Annotated in this window: 15 protein-coding genes; 6 read left to right on the top strand and 9 right to left on the bottom strand. The window is 71.0% G+C overall.

Features of this window, described 5'->3' with window-relative positions; translation table 11 throughout:
• Nucleotides 1–206 precede the first annotated feature (206 nt).
• Nucleotides 207–1,871, top strand: a complete 1,665-nt coding sequence (locus E6R60_RS20535; RefSeq protein WP_136328111.1) for an FG-GAP-like repeat-containing protein — start codon at nucleotides 207–209, stop codon at nucleotides 1,869–1,871.
• A gap of 99 nt (nucleotides 1,872–1,970) precedes the next feature.
• Nucleotides 1,971–3,737 (top strand): VCBS repeat-containing protein, encoded by a 1,767-nt coding sequence (locus E6R60_RS20530; RefSeq protein ID WP_136328057.1) that lies wholly within the window; start codon nucleotides 1,971–1,973, stop codon nucleotides 3,735–3,737.
• A gap of 47 nt (nucleotides 3,738–3,784) precedes the next feature.
• Here E6R60_RS20530 and E6R60_RS20525 read toward each other — a convergent pair whose 3' ends face one another.
• Both E6R60_RS20525 and E6R60_RS20520 read right to left on the bottom strand, forming a co-directional pair.
• Nucleotides 3,785–4,168, bottom strand: a complete 384-nt coding sequence (locus E6R60_RS20525) for a VOC family protein (protein WP_136328056.1) — start codon at nucleotides 4,166–4,168, stop codon at nucleotides 3,785–3,787.
• Complete coding sequence (locus E6R60_RS20520; protein ID WP_136328055.1) at nucleotides 4,168–4,965, bottom strand: trans-aconitate 2-methyltransferase; 798 nt, start codon at nucleotides 4,963–4,965, stop codon at nucleotides 4,168–4,170. Before E6R60_RS20520 ends, E6R60_RS20525 begins: the two co-directional genes overlap by 1 nt.
• 89 nt (nucleotides 4,966–5,054) lie before the next feature.
• On the opposite strand from E6R60_RS20520, the gene E6R60_RS20515 reads away from it, so the two are divergent.
• On the top strand, nucleotides 5,055–5,552 hold the full coding sequence (locus E6R60_RS20515; protein WP_136328054.1) for a MarR family transcriptional regulator: 498 nt from the start codon (nucleotides 5,055–5,057) through the stop codon (nucleotides 5,550–5,552).
• Here E6R60_RS20515 and E6R60_RS20510 read toward each other — a convergent pair.
• Nucleotides 5,511–6,302: a response regulator transcription factor gene (locus E6R60_RS20510; protein ID WP_136328110.1), complete on the bottom strand. Its 792-nt coding sequence runs from the start codon at nucleotides 6,300–6,302 to the stop codon at nucleotides 5,511–5,513. The two genes, E6R60_RS20515 and E6R60_RS20510, sit on opposite strands and share 42 nt — an antisense overlap.
• A gap of 279 nt (nucleotides 6,303–6,581) precedes the next feature.
• On the opposite strand from E6R60_RS20510, the gene E6R60_RS20505 reads away from it, so the two are divergent.
• Complete coding sequence (locus E6R60_RS20505) at nucleotides 6,582–7,025, top strand: GNAT family N-acetyltransferase (RefSeq protein ID WP_136328053.1); 444 nt, start codon at nucleotides 6,582–6,584, stop codon at nucleotides 7,023–7,025.
• Between the two features lie 166 nt (nucleotides 7,026–7,191).
• Here E6R60_RS20505 and galK read toward each other — a convergent pair whose 3' ends face one another.
• The 3 genes from galK to galT are packed head-to-tail and all read right to left on the bottom strand — an operon-like array spanning nucleotide 7,192 to nucleotide 10,396.
• Nucleotides 7,192–8,379 carry a galactokinase gene (galK, locus tag E6R60_RS20500; RefSeq protein WP_136328052.1) on the bottom strand — a complete coding sequence of 396 codons (1,188 nt, stop codon included), beginning with the start codon at nucleotides 8,377–8,379 and terminating at the stop codon, nucleotides 7,192–7,194.
• Nucleotides 8,376–9,356 carry a UDP-glucose 4-epimerase GalE gene (gene galE, locus E6R60_RS20495; RefSeq protein ID WP_136328051.1) on the bottom strand — a complete coding sequence of 327 codons (981 nt, stop codon included), beginning with the start codon at nucleotides 9,354–9,356 and terminating at the stop codon, nucleotides 8,376–8,378. The genes galK and galE overlap by 4 nt, the downstream gene beginning before the upstream one ends.
• Nucleotides 9,353–10,396 (bottom strand): galactose-1-phosphate uridylyltransferase, encoded by a 1,044-nt coding sequence (gene galT, locus E6R60_RS20490; protein WP_136328050.1) that lies wholly within the window; start codon nucleotides 10,394–10,396, stop codon nucleotides 9,353–9,355. The genes galE and galT overlap by 4 nt, the downstream gene beginning before the upstream one ends.
• A 236-nt stretch (nucleotides 10,397–10,632) precedes the next feature.
• On the opposite strand from galT, the gene E6R60_RS20485 reads away from it, so the two are divergent.
• Entirely contained in the window at nucleotides 10,633–12,303 is a 1,671-nt protein-coding gene (locus tag E6R60_RS20485) for a sodium:solute symporter family protein (protein WP_136328049.1), read from the top strand.
• 14 nt (nucleotides 12,304–12,317) lie between these two features.
• Nucleotides 12,318–12,614 (top strand): hypothetical protein, encoded by a 297-nt coding sequence (locus E6R60_RS20480; RefSeq protein ID WP_136328048.1) that lies wholly within the window; start codon nucleotides 12,318–12,320, stop codon nucleotides 12,612–12,614.
• Nucleotides 12,615–12,650: 36 nt separating this feature from the next.
• On the opposite strand, the gene E6R60_RS20475 is transcribed toward E6R60_RS20480, so the two are convergent.
• From E6R60_RS20475 to E6R60_RS20465, 3 genes are all read right to left on the bottom strand, one after another.
• A complete protein-coding gene (locus E6R60_RS20475; RefSeq protein ID WP_136328047.1) occupies nucleotides 12,651–13,346 on the bottom strand; it encodes a LuxR C-terminal-related transcriptional regulator in 696 nt (231 codons plus the stop codon).
• 245 nt (nucleotides 13,347–13,591) lie between these two features.
• Nucleotides 13,592–15,493, bottom strand: coding sequence for a PQQ-binding-like beta-propeller repeat protein (locus E6R60_RS20470; protein ID WP_136328046.1), 1,902 nt, complete (start codon nucleotides 15,491–15,493; stop codon nucleotides 13,592–13,594).
• A 111-nt stretch (nucleotides 15,494–15,604) separates the two neighbouring features.
• Complete coding sequence (locus E6R60_RS20465) at nucleotides 15,605–17,458, bottom strand: PQQ-binding-like beta-propeller repeat protein (RefSeq protein WP_136328045.1); 1,854 nt, start codon at nucleotides 17,456–17,458, stop codon at nucleotides 15,605–15,607.
• Between the last annotated feature and the right edge of the window lies 1 nt (nucleotide 17,459).

Raw genomic sequence — 17,459 nt, 5'->3', positions numbered from 1 at the left:
CGCTGTTCACAGTTGTAGAGTCTGTGAGCATCCCGGGAATGCTTCAGTGTGCACGTAATGCACCTGTGAAGGCGTTTCTCCCGGTTCCACCACGTACCCCTGGGGGGGCTTTGTCTTCTGTGGAACCCGGCCGTCGTACCCTGCCCGCGCGCTCGAAGCGCGTCGGCCGGATCGCGGCCTGCACCGCACTCGTTCTCTCGGCCGGCATGCTGCTGGCCGCCCCGGCCTCGGCCGATGACACCGCACCGCACCGCACCGCGGTCGAGCAGTCCGTGCCGGCGCTCGGCCAGCTGCCGTCCCTCACGCTCCCGAAGCCCGCGGCGCGCACGTCGCGTGCGGCGGGCGTCGAGGGCGCGGCGGCCGCGGTGGTCCCCGCGAAGCCGCGTCTGGACATGGACGGCGACGGTTACAGCGACACGATGTACCGCGCGATCAACGGCAAGGTGTACATCGAGCCGTCGACCGGCGCCGACTCGCACGAGTACACGATCTACGGCTCCGACGAGCAGTACAAGGACTTCGTCGCGCCCGGCGACCTGGACGGCAACGGCCGCCCCGAGTTCCTGACGCTGTCGGCCACCGGCACGCTCTCGCTCTTCCAGAGCCAGAGCGACACCGACAGCGGGTACGCCACCTGGTCCGGCAAGGGCTGGCAGATGTACAACAAGCTGGTCGCCGCCGGCGATCTGAACGGTGACGGCCGCGGCGACATGCTGGCCCGCACGCCGTCGGGCGAGCTGTACCTGTACGCCGCCAACGGCGCGGTCGACAGCAACCCGTTCAGGTCACGCGTCAAGGTCGGCAACGGCTGGGGCGCCTACGACCAGCTGGTCGGCGCGAACGACGTGACCGGCGACGGCATCGGCGACCTCTTCACCCGCACGCCCGCCGGCGAGCTGTACTTCTACGCCGGTACCGGCAGCACGGCCAAGCCGTTCGCGGGACGGGTGAAGGTCGGCAACGGCTGGAACGGCTACAACCAGATCATCGCCGTCGACGACGCCAACAACGACGGCTTCGGCGACCTCCTCGCCCGGACGACGGCCGGCGCGATGTACTACTACGAGTCGACCGGAACGGGCAGCTTCCTCTCCCGTACGGGCGGCGGCACCGGCTGGAACGTGGCGTCGCTGTTCGTCGGGGCGGGCGGCAGCCCGGACTTCGGCAAGAACGAGATGTTCGGGCTCGACACCAAGGGCACCCTGTTCTGGTACTACCCGAAGAACAACGGCCTGTTCGCCGCACGGCAGCAGGTCAGCGACACCGGGGGCTGGGGCAAAGCCAACATCACCTTCGCGTCGTCCCTGAACGCCGACGGCCGGGGCGAGCTGATGGAGGTGTACGCCGGCACGCTGTACGTCGAGGGTTACCCCGTGGGCAACGGCTGGGGCGTCTACAACAGCCTCGTCGGCCCCGGTGACCTCAGCGGCGACGGCAAGGGCGACCTGCTGGCCCGGACCACGGGCGGCACGCTCTACCTGTACCGCGGCAACGGCACGGGCACCGGTTTCGCCTCCCGGATCACGGTGGGCGGCGGCTGGAACGCGTACAACAAGCTGGTCGGCGCCGGTGACTACAACGGTGACGGACTCACCGACCTGCTCGCCCGCACCACGGGCGGCACGCTCTACCTGTACCCGGGTACGGGCGTCGCGTCGAAGCCGTTCAAGTCCCGCGTCTCCATCGGCGGGGGCTGGAACACGTACAAGAAGCTGGCCGCGCCCGGCGACATCAACGGGGACGGCAAGGCCGACCTCGTGGGCGTGGACGGCAAGGGCGACCTCTACCGCTACACCTCGACCGGCACCGGCAAGTTCAGCGCCCGGGCCAGGGTCGGCGGCGGCTGGGGTACGTACTACAACCTGTACTGATCCACGGCACGACCGCACCATCGCGTCCCGAGGGGCCCCGTCACCGGATTTCCGGTGGCGGGGCCCCGGAACGCTTCACCACGTACCCCTGGGGGGGCCATGTCTTCTGTGGAATCCGGCCGTCGCGCCACGCCCACACGCTCCACGCGAACGCGCCGCCTCGCGGCCTGCACCGCACTCGTACTGTCGGCCGGCATGCTGCTGGCCGCCGCCCCGGCCTCGGCCGATGACACCGCACCGCAGCAGCGCACGCTGACCGAGCGGCCCGCCTCCTCGGCTGACCTGCGGCCGGCTCTGAGCCTGCCTGAGCACACCGCCCAGCGCCAGGCGGCCGCGGCCTCGGCGGCCAAGCCGCGTGCGGACTTCGACGACGACGGATACTCCGACCTGGTCTACCGGAACTACGAATCCGACCTCCGCACCACGCCGAGCAGCGCTGACGGGGAGTACGGCTTCGAAATTCCCGGCAAGGCTCCGTCGGCGTTCAAGGACCTCATTCCCATCGGCGACCAGACGGGGGACGGGGTCGCCGACCTCCTGACCCTGTCGCCGTACGGCTCGCTCACCTTCCGTGCCGGCATGTCGGGCGCCGGCACCGGCAACGCCGGCTGGACCGGCAAGGGCTGGCAGATCTACAACAAGGTCCTCTCGCCCGGTGACCTCACCGGCGACGGGCGCGCCGACCTGCTGGGCCGCACGCCCGCGGGCGAGCTGTACCTGTACCCGGCGACCGGCGACACGAGCACCGCGCCGTTCGCCGCACGGGTCCTGGTCGGCAAGGGCTGGGGCACGTACGACCAGCTCATCGGGGCGAACGACGTCACCGGGGACGGCATCGCCGACCTCTACGGGCGGACCGTCTCCGGCGACCTGTACTTCTACACGGGCACGGGTTCCGCGAAGGCGCCGCTCACGGCCGCCACCCGGGTCGGTCACGGCTGGAAGATCTACAACCAGGTCATCGGCGCCGACGACCTGGACGGTGACGGGCGCGGCGACCTGCTCGCCCGGGCGTTGAACGGTGACGTCTTCGTCTACCTCTCCACCGGCGACAGTGGCGAGCTGGCGCCCCGCGTGGCGGGCGGCAGCGGCCTCAACACGGCTTCTCTCCTCGCCGGCGCGGGCGGCAGCCCTGACTTCGGCAAGAACGACCTTCTCGGGCTCGATACCAAGGGCACGCTCTGGGCCTACTGGTCGCTGAACAACGGCAAGCTGAGCGCGCGCGACCAGCTGAGCGATCCCGGCGGGTGGAAGGGCGCCAAGCCCTTCTACGCCTCCTCGATGAACGAGAACGCACTGGTCGACCTGATGGAGGCGCACGAAAGCGGGGTGTACAACTACAGCTACGCGCCGGGCGAGCCGCCCCGGATCAGCGGCAGCTGGGGCAGCTACAACCTCACCGTCGGCCCCGGCGACCTGACCGGCGACGGCAAGGGCGACCTGCTGACCCGGGACACCGGCGGCACGCTCTATCTCCACCCCGGCAACGGCACGGGCAGCGGTCTCGCCGCGCGGGTCAGGGTCGGTGGCGGGTGGAACGCGTACAGCGTGATCATCGGCGCCGGTGACTTCACCGGTGACGGCATCGCCGACGTGCTGGGCCGCACCTTTGACGGGGTGCTCAAGATGTACCGGGGCACCGGTGACAAGTACAAGCCGTTCCTGTCCCCGTTCCCCGTGGGCCGCGGATGGAACACGTACACGAAGCTCGCCGCACCCGGCGACCTCACCGGGGACGGCAAGGCCGACCTCGTCGGGGTCGACCGCAACGGCAGCCTCTACCTGTACGCCTCGAACGGCGCGGGCCAGTTCGCCGTCCCGGTCAGGCTCGGCGGCGGCTGGAACACGTACGGCATCCTGAACTGATCACGACGTGCGGCCGCGACCGCACCATCGCGTCCCGAGGGGCCCCGTCACCGGATTTCCGGTGGCGGGGCCCCGTCGGGTTCCAGGAACTCCAGCCGGTTGCCCACGGGGTCGTGGCTGAAGAAGCGGCGGTGGCCCGGCAGGTCGTCGTCCCAGCGGACCTCGGCCCCGCGCTCCGTCAGCCGGGCGGCGTACGCCTCGATGTTCCGGACCCGCAGGCCCGGGTGCGCCTTGCGGGCCGGGCGGAAGTCCGCCTCGACGCCCAGGTGGAGCTGGACCGGGCCGCACTGGAACCAGCAGCCGCCGCGGGCGGCGAGGACCGGGGGCTTGGGGATCTCCGTCATGCCGAGGACGTGCACGTAGTACGCGCGCAGGGCCTCCTCCGAACCCGCGGGGGCGGCGAGCTGGACGTGGTCGAGGGCGGCGATCATCACTTCTCCCGGCGGGCGACGGCGAAGATGCGGCGGAACGGGAAGACGGTGCCGTGCGGGCCCGCGGGGTAGGCGGCGCGCAGCAGGTCGCGGTACTCGGCGAGGAAGGCGTCCCGGGCCCCCTCGTCGTCGGCGAGGGCGGTGAGGACGGGGCGCAGTCCGGTGCCCTTCACCCAGTCGAGGACGGGGTCCTCGCCGGGCAGGAGGTGGAGGTAGGTGGTCTCCCAGACGTCGGCGGTGACGCCGGGTCCGGTGAGGCGGTCCAGGTAGCCGGCGGGGCTCAGGACCGCGTCGGTGTGGCGCAGGCGGCCGCCGAGGCGGGTGCGCCAGTGCGGGGACTCGGCGAGCCGGCGCATCAGGACGTGGGAGGGCTGGTCGAAGTTGCCCGGGACCTGGAGGGCGAGGGTGCCGCCGGGGGTGAGGGCGTCCAGCCAGTCGGGGAGACGGTCGGCGTGGCCGGGGACCCACTGGAGCAGGGCGTTGGAGATGATCAGGTCGTGGGGCTGAGCGGGGGTCCAGGTCGCGGCGTCGGCTTCGGCGAAGTCCAGCAGGGCGGTGGCGTGGGCGCGGGCCCGCTCCAGCATCTGCGGGGAGTTGTCGTAGCCGGTGATACGGGCGCGGGGCCAGCGCTCGGCGAGCAGGGCGGTGACGTTTCCCGCGCCGCAGCCGAGGTCGGCGACGCGGGGAGAAGGTGTGGTCGGAAGCTCGGGGACGCGGGCCAGGAGGTCGTGGAAGGGGCGGGTGCGGTGGTCCGCGTGGCGCAGGTACTGCTGGGGGTCCCAGGTGGGTGCGGTCATGACGTCCAGCATCGGAGGAAAACTATCTTGATGTCAAGACACTTGAATTCAAGAGACTTCATGTCGACAGACCATCTACACTGATCCACATGGAGGACGAGGTCGACCGACTGGTCGCTGCATGGCGCCGAGAGCGCCCCGACCTCGACGTGGAACCACTCGAGGTGCTCAGCCGCGTCTCCCGCCTGGCCCGCCATCTCGACCGTGCCCGCAGAATCGCCTTCGCCGAGCACCAGCTGGAGCCGTGGGAATTCGACGTCCTCACGTCGCTGCGCCGCGCGGGCGCCCCGTACCAGCTCTCCCCCGGCCAGCTCCTCACCCAGACCCTGGTCACGTCGGGCACGATGACCAACCGCATCGACCGGCTGACCAAGAAGAACCTCGTCGAGCGGCTCCCCGACCCCAACGACCGCCGCGGCGTCCTGGTCCGGCTCACCGCCGAGGGCCGCGACAAGGCGGACCAGTCACTGGCCGGCCTGCTCGCCCAGGAGCGCGCCATCCTCGGCGAACTCTCGCGCCAGCAGCGCGGCGAACTGGCGGGGCTGCTACGCCAGTTGACTGCCCCGTTCGACAACATCCCCGGTTAGGACCGGGCCCTCCGCAGCCAGGTCGACGGGGCCGACGCCCGCCCGGCGGGCCAGCGCCACGGCCGCCAGCGTCGAGTGCACGCCGAGCTTCCCGAGCACGTTCTGCATGTGGGTGCGGACCGTGTGCGGGGAGAGGTAGAGCCGCTCCGCCACCGCCTTGCGGCCGAGACCCGCCACCATGCAGCGCAGCACCTCCTGCTCGCGCGGGGTCAGGGACTCGACCAGCCGTTCGCTCTCGGTGCGGTGCTTGCGGTCCGCCATCAGCTCCCGCAGGACGCCCGTGAGCAGCGCGGGCGGCAGATGCGTCTCGTCGCGCAGCACCCCCCGGATCACCGCGAGCAGCCGTTGCAGGGAGCTGTCCTTGGCGACCCAGCCGCAGGCGCCGGCCTGGAGGGCGAGCGCGGCCCGGCGCGGATCGTCCTTCTCGGCGAGCACCACCGTACGCACGGGCGTGCGCAGCGAGCGGATGCCGGCGACCAGGGAGATGCCGTCGACCAGCCCGTTCTCCCCGGTGTTCTGCGCGGGGACCCGGACCGGGCCGGAGGGCGGGCGCGGGGCGCCCAGTTCGGCGTCGACGAGTATCACGTCGTAGGCGCGGTTCTCGGACGCCGCGCGTTCCAGACAGCGCAGCGCGGCCGGGCCGCTGCCCGCGGCGGCCACGTCGACGTCCGGCTCGGCGGCGAGGGCCGCGGCGAGCGACTCGGCGAAAATGCGGTGGTCGTCGACGACGAGAACCCGGATACGGACCACAGACACCCCCATGCTGTGTGCTCTGGGGGCGCGACAGGCGCACGGCCCCCGGCAGGGACGGACCGGCACGGGTGCGACGCCCGGGCGGGGAGCTGAACCGCAGTCCACGGCCGCCGCCGTGCCTCGACCGCCACCCGTCCGGGCGTCGCACCCGGCTGTCTCGTACCCCTGAAACAGCACCGGCCCCCACCGGTGCTGTGCATCAGGGTAAGGGCGGCGGCTCCGGGGGGAAGGGGGATTCGCAGAACTGACGGGCAGTCGGGTCCTAGGGTGTGATCCATGTTCCGTCTTGAGACAGAAGTGGACAAAGAACGACGTCAGCTGTTGAACAAGTGGCTGCGTGACGACAACACCGCCCGCTCACCGCGACTGCGCGCCCTGCGCGATACGCCCGCCGCGCTCGAAGTCCCGCTGGAGGTGTGGGCGCTGGACGCCGACGACCGGCTCGCCGCGGGGCTGACCGGCCGGACGTGGGCGCACTGGCTCCATGTCGACCTGCTCTGGGTCGACCCCCGACTGCGCGGGTCCGGTCTCGGCTCGCGGCTGCTCGCCGAGGCGGAACGGGTGGCCCGCGCGGACCGGGCCTGCGCCCGCTCCCGGGTGGAGACGTGGGACTTCCAGGCCCCGGACTTCTACCGGAAGCGGGGGTACGAGGTGAGCGGGCGGATCGAGAACTACCCGCCCGGCCTCACCGAGTTCACGCTGACCAAGGAGCTCGCCTGAACAGCTCGCCATCGGCTCGGGCCGGTGCTCGGCCGCCCGGGCGACGGCCCCGCACCACCGTCGCCACGCGGCCGGGCGACCGCCGCGCACCACCGTCGTCGTACGGCCGGACGGCCGCCGAGCACCACCGTCGTCGTACGGCCGGCACCCGCGTCCGACCCGGTACTCAGGCCAGTCGGCGGGCCCCCGCCGACGGCACCGCGGGGAACACGCCGGGGGCCGCGTAGCCCGCAGCGGCGAAGGCCTCCCGCACGGACTTGGTGACCGTGTCCGCCTGCGACTCCTCCACGAGCACGATCGCCGAGCCGCCGAAGCCGCCGCCGGTCATCCGCGCGCCGAGCGCACCGGCCGCGTTCGCCGTCTCGACGACGAGGTCCAGCTCCGCGCAGGAGACCCGCAGATCGTCGCGGAGCGAGACATGGCCGGCGGTGAGGACCGGTCCGGCCGCACGGACCTCGTCCGCGTCGAGCAGCGCGATGACCTGCTCGACCCGCTGGTTGTCGCCGACCACATGGCGTACGTAGCGCACCACGGACTCGTCCGCCCCGGCCGCGGCCAGCGTGTCGAGCGCGGCGCCCAGTCCCTCGTACGGAAGCTCACGCAGCGTGCCGATGCCGAGGAGCCGGGCGCCCTCCTCGCAGCCGGCGCGCCGCTCCGCGTACGCGCCGTCGCCGAGCTCGTGCTTGACGCGGGTGTCCACGACGAGGAGCTGAAGGCCGTGCGCGGCCAGGTCGAAGGGGACCTGACGCCGGGCGAGGTCGCGGGTGTCCAGGTGCAGGGCGTGGCCGGCAGTGCAGCACGCCGACGCCATCTGGTCCATGACGCCGCAGGGGACGCCGACGAACGCGTTCTCGGCGCGCTGGGCGAGGACCGCGAGCTCGGCGGGGGCGAGTCCGAGCCCGAAGAGGTCGTTCAGGGCCAGGCCGGTCGCCACTTCGAGGGCGGCGGACGAGGAGAGCCCCGCGCCCGTGGGGACGGTGGAGGACAGCTGGATGTCGGCGCCGGTGACCTCGTGGCCGGCCTCGCGCAGCGCCCAGACGACCCCCGCCGGGTAGGCGGCCCAGCCGTGGCCGGAATGCGGGGCCAGCTCGTCGACGCGGAGCTGGACGACGCCGCCCGGGACATCGGTGGAATGGAGCCGCAGCACGCCGTCGGTGCGGCGGGCGGCGGCGGCCCGTACGGTGTGCGGCAGCGCGAGCGGCATCACGAAACCGTCGTTGAAGTCGGTGTACTCGCCGATCAGGTTGACCCGGCCGGGCGCGGCCCAGACCCCCTCGGGGGCGGTCCCGTACAGCTCGGTGAAGGAAGCGGTCAGGTCGGTGACGGCTTCGGTCGGCTCAGCGTCGTGGGTCATGGTGCGGTGGGCTCCTCTCGGCGGGCGAAGGTCCAGGCGTCGGAGACGATGGCGGCCAGGTCGGCGCGGGACGGCTGCCAGCCGAGGCGCTCCCGGGCGGTGGCGGCCGAGGCGACGAGGACGGCCGGGTCGCCGCCGCGGCGGGGGGCGGCGGTCTCGGGGACCGGGTGGCCGGTGACCCGGCGGACCGTCTCGATGACCTCGCGGACCGAGAAGCCGTTGCCGTTGCCGAGGTTGCAGATCAGGTGTTCGCCCGGGGTGGCGGCCTCGAGGGCCAGCAGGTGGGCCTCGGCGAGGTCGGCGACGTGGATGTAGTCGCGGACGCAGGTGCCGTCGGGGGTGGGGTAGTCGTCGCCGTAGACGGAGATCGACTCGCGCCGGCCGAGCGCGACCTGCAGGACCAGCGGGATGAGGTGGGACTCGGGGCTGTGCCGCTCGCCGCAGCTGCCGTACGCCCCCGCCACGTTGAAGTAGCGCAGCGAGACCGCGGCCAGGCCGTGGGCGGCCGCCTCTCCGGTGATCATGTGGTCGACGGCGAGCTTCGTGGCGCCGTACGGGCTGGTCGGTGCGGTGGGGTCGGTCTCCGTGATGGGGCTGGAGACCGGTTCGCCGTAGGTGGCGGCGGTGGAGGAGAAGACCAGGGTGCGCACCCCGGCGTCACGCATCGCGGCGAGCAGGGCGGTGGACCCGCCGACGTTGTTGACCCAGTACTTCTCCGGGTCGGTGACGGACTCGCCGACCTGGGAGTACGCGGCGAAGTGCAGCACCCCGTCGTAGGAGGCGTCGAGCCACTTGGCGGCGTCCTGGATGCGGCCCTCGATGAACTCCGCGCCGGCCGGGACGCCCGCGCGGAAGCCGGTGGAGAGGTCGTCGAGGACGGTGACGCCGTGCCCGGCCTCCAGCAGGTGCTGGGCGACCACACTGCCCACGTATCCCGCGCCACCGGTCACCAGGTACTTCTTCGGGGAGTTGCTCACTCGCTCGCTACCTCTCGCAGTCGCTGGGCCGCGGTCTCCGGCGGCACGTCGTTGATGAACACGCTCATGCCGGATTCGGAACCCGCGAGGAACTTCAGCTTGCCGGAGGTGCGTCGGATGGTGAAAAGCTCCAGATGGAGCCCGAAGTCCTCCCGCCCCTCGACCCTGAACGGCGCCTGGTGCCAGGCGGAGATGTACGGGGTCGGCGGCTCGCCGGGGCCGAAGATCCGGTCGAATCGCCTCAAGAGTTCCAGATAGACCTGTGGGAACTGCGTGCGGGCGGCCTCGTCGAGTTCCCGCAGGTCGGGGACGCGGCGGCGCGGGTGGAGGTGGACCTCGTACGGCCAGTGGGCCGCGTACGGCGCGAAGGCGACCCAGTGCTCCGTGGCGAGGACGATCCGCGAGCCGTCGGCCTCCTCCCGGGCGACGAGGTCGTCGAAGAGGTTGCCGCCGGTCTCGGCGCGGTGGGCCGCCGCGGAGCGGAGCATCAGCTCGGTGCGGGGGGTGACGAAGGGGTAGCCGTAGATCTGGCCGTGCGGGTGGCCGAGCGTGACACCGATCTCGGCGCCCCGGTTCTCGAAGCAGAACACCTGAGTGACCTGCGGAAGCTCGGCGAACTCGGCCGTGCGGTCGGTCCACGCCTCCAGGACGAGTGCGGCCTGCTCCTCGGTGAGGTCGGCGAAGGACGCGTCGTGGTCGGAGGTGAAGCAGACGACCTCGCAGCGGCCGGAATCGCCGGCGAGGGAGGGGAAGCGGTTCTCGAAGACGGCGACGTCGTAGTCCGGCTCCGGGATCTCGCTCTGCCGGCCCTCCCGCGAGGGGCAGAGCGGGCACTCGTCGGCGGGCGGGTGGTAGATGCGGCCCTGGCGGTGCGAGGCGATGGCGACGCTGTCACCGAGGAGCGGGTCGCGGCGGACCTCGGAGGAGGTCGAGACGGGGTCGAGCGGACGTGGGTCGACCGCGTCACGGACGACGTCGTCACGGCTGTCGTAGTAGATCAGCTCCCGGCCGTCGGCGAGCGTCGTAACCGTCTTCTTCACCAGTCTCCTCCCAAACAGAACCGAACACAATGAACCATGAATCAACAGGCGCGTCAATGAGTCGACACCTGTTCACATGCACGGGTTCGGGAGGGGGATCTCGCGAGGTTGGGGCCGGTTTCTTTGGCCATACGATCACAATCCAACAAAGATCCTCATGGAAACTGTTCAGTTCTTGAACACAAGAGCGTAGTTTCCTTCGGGTTCAGTTCGCGCAAAGAAGCGAGTACCCCCACATGCACTATCTGGCTGCAGGGCTCCGGCTCCCCACGAACGGGCTCGACTACACGATCCTGGCCATCTACTTCGCTGTCGTCCTCGGCATCGGCTTCGCCGCCCGGGCGAGCGTGAAGACGAGCCTCGACTTCTTCCTGTCCGGCCGGTCACTGCCCGCATGGGTGACCGGCCTGGCCTTCGTCGCGGCGAATCTCGGCGCCACGGAGATCCTCGGCATGGCGGCGACCGGCGCGCAGTACGGCGTCGCGGTCGTCCACTGGTACTGGATCGGCGCCATCCCGGCCATGGTCTTCCTCGGCCTGGTGATGATGCCCTTCTACTACCGCTCGAAGGTGCGCTCCGTCCCCGAGTTCCTGCTGCACCGCTTCGACAAGTCGGCCCACCTGCTGAGTTCCGTACTCTTCGCCTTCTCGGCGGTGCTGATCGCGGGCGTCAACCTGTACGCCCTGTCGATCGTCGTGGAGGCGCTCCTCGGCTGGCCGCAGTGGGTCGCGATCGTGGTCGCGGGACTCTTCGTCCTCCTCTACATCACCATCGGCGGGCTCTCCTCCGCGATCTACAACGAGGTGCTGCAGTTCTTCGTCATCCTCGCCGCACTGATCCCGCTGACCGTGCTCGGTCTCAAGCGGGTCGGCGGCTGGGACGGGCTGAGCGACTCGCTGGAATCGAGTCACGGCGCGAACTTCATGACGGCCTGGGGCGGTACCGGCATCGGTGACGCCAACCCGCTCGGCGCCAACTGGCTGACGATCATCCTCGGCCTGGGCTTCGTGCTCTCGTTCGGATACTGGACGACCAACTTCGCCGAGGTGCAGCGCGCCCTCTCCGCGAAGAACCTCTCCGCCGCGCAGCGCACCCCCCTGATCGCCGCGTTCCCGAAGATCTTCATCGTCTTCCTCGTGATGATCCCCGGCCTGGTCGCCGCCGTGGTGGTGCCGAACATCGGCACCGCCGGCTCGGACACGACCTACAACGACGCGATCCCCCTCCTGATGCGGGAGCTGCTGCCCAACGGTGTGCTCGGCATCGCGGTGACCGGTCTGCTGGCCGCCTTCATGGCCGGCATGGCCGCCAACGTCTCCTCGTTCAACACGGTGTTCACCACGGACATCTGGGCGCGGTACGTGAAGAAGGACCAGCCGGACGCGTACTACCTGCGCTTCGGCCGCAAGATCACGGTACTGGGGGTGCTGGCCTCCATCGGCACGGCGTTCATCGCCTCCAGCTTCTCCAACATCATGAGCTACCTCCAGACGCTGTTCTCCTTCTTCAACGTCCCCCTGTTCGTGGTCTTCATCATCGGCATGTTCTGGAAGCGCGCGTCCATGAAGTCGGGTGTCTGGGGCCTGCTGGCGGGCACCACCGCCGCGATGGTCAACTACTTCGTCATCTACAAGCAGGGTGTCATCGACATCCCGACCGACCAGGGCGCCAACTTCGTCTCCGCGATCGTCGGATTCGTCGCCGGTGCGGTCGTCATGGTCGCCGTCACGCTGTTCACGGCTCCCAAGCCCGAGGCCGAACTGGCCGGTCTGGTGTACGGAACCGAGTCCCCGGACGCCGACGAGCTGCCCGAGGAGGGCGACGACGCCTGGTACCGCAGGCCCGCGCTGCTGGGCTGGGGCGCGATCGTGCTCGCCGCCCTGTGCTACGTCCCGTACTCGTTCTGATCGGAGTCACCCCCATGTCCGACCTGCACAAGGAAGTCTCCGAACTGGAGCGGAAGTCCGCCACGGCGGCCCGGCTGTTCGACATCCGGACGATCATCGGCGGTCTCTTCGTGGTCTACGGAGTCATCGTCACCATCGCCGGGATCAACCCGTCCGACGCCGACCTCAAGAAGGCCGAGGGCGTCCACATCAACCTGTGGACCGGCATAGCCATGCTGGTCCTGGGGCTCTTCTTCCTGGTGTGGCTGAAGCTGCGCCCGGTCCAGCCGCCCGCCGCCGCGCCGGACACCACGGCCGCCCCCGGGGACTGACACCCGGTCAGTGACGCACGCGGGGGCCGGACGCCGTCAGCCGACGGCGTCCGGCCCCTGCGGCGTCCCCAGGGCTGCCCGGTCCAGCAGGCCGGTGCGTGCGGCGAGCGCCGCCGCCTCCAGCCGGGAGCCGACGCCCAGCTTCATCAGGACGCGCTGCACATGCGTACGGGCGGTGCTCGGCGCGATCCGCATACCGGCCGCGATCACCCGGGTGTCCTCGCCCTCGGCGACCCGGACCAGGACCTCGGCCTCGCGCGGCGTGAGCATCAGCAGCAGCCGCCGGCCCTCGTCGTCCGGCTGCGCCGCCGGGTTGAGCAGTTCGGCGAAGGCCCCCTGGAGGAGCTGCGGCGCGATCGCCGCCTCACCCGCGCGCGCCTTGACCATCGCGCGCTCGACGCCCTCGATGCGTTCGTCGTGCCGGACGTATCCCGCCGCGCCGGCCGCGAAGGCGGCCGCGATGCCGCGCGGGCTGGGCACCGGGCCGAGGACCAGCACGGCGGTCTGCGGGCGCTCGCGCCTGATCCTGAGGACCGGGTCGAAGGTGCCCGGTTCGGCGGGCGCCGCCGTGCCGAACAGACAGATCTCCGGAGCCCTGCTGACGACGAGTTCCGCCGACCCCGCGGTGGGCGCGGCGGCGGCGAGCACCCGGTGCCCGCGCAGCTTCAGTGCCGAGGCGAGCGCCTCGGCGAGCAGTCGGTGGTCGTCGACCACCATGAGCCGCACGCCCATTGCCACCCCCCTCGCACCGGCAGGCCCCCCGGCCCTCCAGACCCGGCAAGCTACACGCTTGTTCGAGGCTGCGGGCGTCTTAACGGAGAGAAGGACCGAGATCGGTGTTTTCCGCCGGTTCGAGAGCGAGTTGACGGCACATCGTGGACAGCCCTGAGGGCCGGGCTGACCACGCCCGACCGCTTTCCGCGTGCGTGAGGGGGTGGAGCCGGCCGGCTCCACCCCCTCACGCACGTGATCCGCGGTCAGCTCGTGCTGAACGAGACGACGAGGTACTCCTTGTCGTCCAGCGAGCTCTCCCGCGGCTTGCTGATCATCGTCTCCGAGATGAACAGCCGGCCGCCGCCGTAGATGTACTCGGCGTAGTCCGAGGAGAAGCTGGTCTCCGCGTCCCGGATGGACTCGTCGCCCGGGTTGTCCATCAGGACGGTCTGCTTGAAGGTGGCGCCGTCGATGGAGACGATCTGGCCGCCCTTGTCGTAGGGGGGCTCCTTGTACGCGATGAGGTTGCCGCCGTCCATGCGGACCGGGAACATCGAGTAGCGGTCACCCGCGTCGGCCCGGTCGCTGGTCGGCTTGCCGGTGGTCAGGTCGAACGAGACGATCTCGTTGGTGTTGCCGTACTCGCCGGTGCCCTCGTGCTCCTCGGTGGGCAGGTAGACGCGGTTGTTGCCCACGGCGAGGTGCTGGCAGCTCTCCACCTTCGTGGAACGGCAGCTGGCCGCGTACTTGTCGCCGTCCGCCGCGATCTTGGTGAGCAGCTTGCCCGTGGCCGCGTCGATCGAGAAGAGGTCCGAGATGCCGCTGCCGTCACCCGCGGTGTCGCCGACGTCGGCGGCCACGACGAGGGGCTTGGTGGAGACGATGCTCGCGTACTCGACGCCGGGCGGCATCTTGAACGAGGAGAGCGGGGCGCCCGTGGTCGGGTTCAGGGCCTGGATGGTGAGCTGCGGGTCGTCGTACGTCCCGCACTTGCGGACCACCGCGAGCGCCTCGCCGCCGCCGTACCCCTTGTCGTAGCAGCCGTCGGTGCTGACCTTCGGCTTCCAGCGCTCGGCGCCGGTGTTCAGGTCGAAGGCCGCACCGCCCTCGGTGCCGCCGGCGGCGACCGTGCTGCCGCTGAGGGTGACCTCTTCGAACCGGACCGGGCGGTCGCCGCCGGTGGAGGCGGTCACCGACTTGCTCCACAGGAGCTTGCCGGTGCTCAGGTCGAGGGCGCCGACCTGGTTGCAGGTGGGGTACTTGTTGGCCGCGGTCCGCTTGCCCTCCTCGAAGGCGATGGCCGTCTTGAAGTCCTTGGTCATGTGCCGGGAGGCGGCGCAGAGCTGGCCCTCCAGCGGGATCGACCAGAGCTTGGTGCCCTTGGCCGGGTCGTAGGCGACGATCTCGTCGACGCCCGTCTTCACGTACGCCTTGTCGGTCAGCCAGGAGCCGCTGACGGTGGTGACGTCGGTGACCTTGGGCTGCGGGAGCTGGAAGCCGACCTGGGACTTGACGTCGGCCGGCGCCTTCTCCTTGCCGCCGCCGCCTACGCCGCTGCTGGTGTCCGAACCGCCCTTGTTCTCGCCGGTGGTGCCGGCGGAGGTGGACGCCTCGTCCTTCTTGTCGTCACCGCCGCTCGACGCGAACCAGACACCGCCGCCGATGATCAGGGCCACGGCGACCGCGGCGGCCACGATGATCTGGGACTGGGTGGAGAACTTCTTCGGCCCCTTGCCGCCGGGCTGGTACGGCTGCTGCATCGGGGCGGTCGGGTAGCCGTAGCCCTGCTGCGGCGCCTGGCCGGGCGGGAATCCGTACCCCTGCTGCGGCTGGCCCTGGTGCGGTGCCTGCGGGAATCCGTAACCGGGCTGCTGCGGCGGGTTCTGCGGGTAGCCGTAGCCGGGCTGCTGCGGGGGCGGGCCGGCCGGGGGCGGGGTGCCGTAGCCGCCGGGGGCCGGGGGCGGCGGGGTGGGCTGCTTGCCGAACGGGTCGGCGGGCGGCGGCGTCGGGGCGCCGAAACCACCGGGCGGCGGGTCCTGCGGGGCGCCGAAACCACCGGGCGGCGGGTCCTGCGGGGCGCCGAAACCACCGGGCGGCGGGTCCTGCGGGGCGCCGAACCCGCCCTGGGGCGGGTCGTTGGGGGGCGGCTGGGGCGGCTGCGTCATGGCGTGCGTACCTCTGGAGAAGGGGAGTCGGTCGGTGGGCCGGAGCCGGGCGCGGACGGGTCTGCCGCCCTCCGCGCCCGGGGGTGTTCCTGCGGGCGCTGTGGGGAGCGGTTACTTGCCGAAGGCCATCATGGTCTTCGTCTCCAGTTCCTCTTCGTCGTTGCTCGCACTGACCCGCCCGCTCACGATGAACGAACGGCCCTCCGCGTACCGGACCCTCTCGCTCCAGAACGAGCTCTCGATCTCCGCAGTGGAGGCGGGGTGCTGGAGCAGCATCTTCGGGGTGCCGCCGGAGGGTGCCAGGGTGGCGATGCCGCCGCCCTTGCCGTAGGCGGCGTCCACGTAGAGGATCACGTTGCCGCCCTCCATCCGCAGCGGCTTCATGGTCTGCTCGGCCGGGGCCTTCGCCTTCCACTTCGTCTTCCCGGTGTTCAGGTCGAAGGCGACGACCTGGTTGGTGCGGCCGGATCCGCTGGTGTCGTCGTCCGTCCGCATGTAGAGCGTGTTGGCGTCGGCGGTGACACCGTCACAGCCGTCGACGGGCTTCCCGAAGATGGCGAAGGCGTTGCCGCAGGACATCGGGAACTTGTCACCCTTGTCGCTGATGATCTGGGAGCGGAGCGTGCCGTTGTCCCGGAGGGCGAGGATGCTCCACTTCTTGTCCTTGCTGCTGCTGCCCTTGCTCAGCGACACGATGACCGGGCTCACCGAATAGACGTTGTCGACCTCCCACCCGCGGGCCGGCTTGTAGGTCCACTTCGGCTTGCCGGTCGTCGGATCGATCTCCTCGATCTCGTGCTGCGGGTTGTAGGCGTCGTCGGTCCGGCAGTTGGTGGCGGCGATCAGCCGGGCGCCGCCCGCGAAGGCGAACGGCTGGCAGGTGCCGTCGCGCTTGCCGAACAGTTCCTTGCCGTCGCTGACCCGGTAGGCGTTGGAGCTGCCGGTACGGCCGACCGTCACGGTGTCGCCGCTGATGGCGAGGGAGAGGTCCGACATCAGGTCGAAGAGTCCGCTCTTCTTGACCTCCTTCTTCCACCCCGCCTTCCCCGTGGTGAGGTCGATCAGCTGGAGGGCGGAGCAGTCGGCCTTGTCGGTCGTGCCGTTCTTCACCGCGATGACGATCTTGCCGTCCTCGGTGGTCTGGGACGGCGCGGAGCAGATGTCCGCGGGCAGCTTGAGCGTCCACTTCTGCTTGCCGTCGGCCACCGAGTAGCCGGAGACCGTGCGGTACATGCCCTTGACGACGGTGTCGCCCACGATCCACGGGCCGTACACGTCCGCACCGTTGCGCGGCAGGTCCACGTCGTTCTTCTGGAGCCAGAGGACCTTCGCCTCGCCGGGCTTGCGCCCGCCGTTCAGGTCGTCGTCGCCCTCGCGGCCGGTGCCGTTGCCGTCGCCCTCGTCGACGCTGGGCGAGGCGGACGGCTTCTGGACCTCGCCGCTCTTCTTCGCGACGGGCTTCTTGCCGTCGTCGTCCCCGCCCGACAGCAGGAAGACGCCGCCGCCGACGACCAGGAGTGCGGCGACCGCGGCGCCGATGATCATGGCGGGCTTGCCCTTGAAGGGGTTCTTGCCGCCGGGGCCGCCCGGGACCGGGGCGCCGGGGTACTGCTGCTGCGGATATCCGGGACCCGGCTGCGGCTGGCCGTAGGGGCCCGGCTGCGAGCCGTAGGGCCCGGGCTGCTGGCCGTACGGACCCGGCTGCGGCTGGCCGTAGGGGCCGGGCTGCTGGGCGTACGGACCGGGCTGCTGCGGGTAGCCGTAACCGGCCTGCGGCGGCTGGCCCGGAGCCTGGCCCGGCTGCTGCGGGTAGCCGTAACCCGGCTGAGCGGCAGGCGCCTGGGGCGGCTGCGCGGGCGGCGGTGTCTGCGGCGGGCCCTGGGGCGGCTGAGGAACTCCGTGCGGCGGCTCCTGCGGAGCGCCGAAGCCTCCCTGCGGCGGTTGCTGGCTGGGCGGCTGGGTCATC

It is taken from the genome of Streptomyces sp. A0642, from assembly GCF_004795105.1.
Classification (GTDB): Bacteria; Actinomycetota; Actinomycetes; order Streptomycetales; family Streptomycetaceae; genus Streptomyces.
Note: the sequence above shows the minus strand (reverse complement) of the source record. Positions and strands in the feature narration are given on the sequence as shown.

Excerpts from the sequence above, each read along its gene's own strand:
- E6R60_RS20515 (WP_136328054.1), top strand. The coding sequence starts at position 5,055 with ATGGAGGACGAGGTCGACCGACTGGTCGCTGCATGGCGCCGAGAGCGC.
- E6R60_RS20475 (WP_136328047.1), bottom strand. The coding sequence starts at position 13,346 with ATGGGCGTGCGGCTCATGGTGGTCGACGACCACCGACTGCTCGCCGAG.
- E6R60_RS20535 (WP_136328111.1), top strand. The coding sequence starts at position 207 with ATGCTGCTGGCCGCCCCGGCCTCGGCCGATGACACCGCACCGCACCGC.
- galK (WP_136328052.1), bottom strand. The coding sequence starts at position 8,379 with ATGACCCACGACGCTGAGCCGACCGAAGCCGTCACCGACCTGACCGCT.
- E6R60_RS20465 (WP_136328045.1), bottom strand. The coding sequence starts at position 17,458 with ATGACCCAGCCGCCCAGCCAGCAACCGCCGCAGGGAGGCTTCGGCGCT.
- E6R60_RS20530 (WP_136328057.1), top strand. The coding sequence starts at position 1,971 with ATGTCTTCTGTGGAATCCGGCCGTCGCGCCACGCCCACACGCTCCACG.
- E6R60_RS20480 (WP_136328048.1), top strand. The coding sequence starts at position 12,318 with ATGTCCGACCTGCACAAGGAAGTCTCCGAACTGGAGCGGAAGTCCGCC.
- E6R60_RS20505 (WP_136328053.1), top strand. The coding sequence starts at position 6,582 with ATGTTCCGTCTTGAGACAGAAGTGGACAAAGAACGACGTCAGCTGTTG.
- E6R60_RS20525 (WP_136328056.1), bottom strand. The coding sequence starts at position 4,168 with ATGATCGCCGCCCTCGACCACGTCCAGCTCGCCGCCCCCGCGGGTTCG.
- E6R60_RS20470 (WP_136328046.1), bottom strand. The coding sequence starts at position 15,493 with ATGACGCAGCCGCCCCAGCCGCCCCCCAACGACCCGCCCCAGGGCGGG.
- E6R60_RS20485 (WP_136328049.1), top strand. The coding sequence starts at position 10,633 with ATGCACTATCTGGCTGCAGGGCTCCGGCTCCCCACGAACGGGCTCGAC.
- E6R60_RS20520 (WP_136328055.1), bottom strand. The coding sequence starts at position 4,965 with ATGACCGCACCCACCTGGGACCCCCAGCAGTACCTGCGCCACGCGGAC.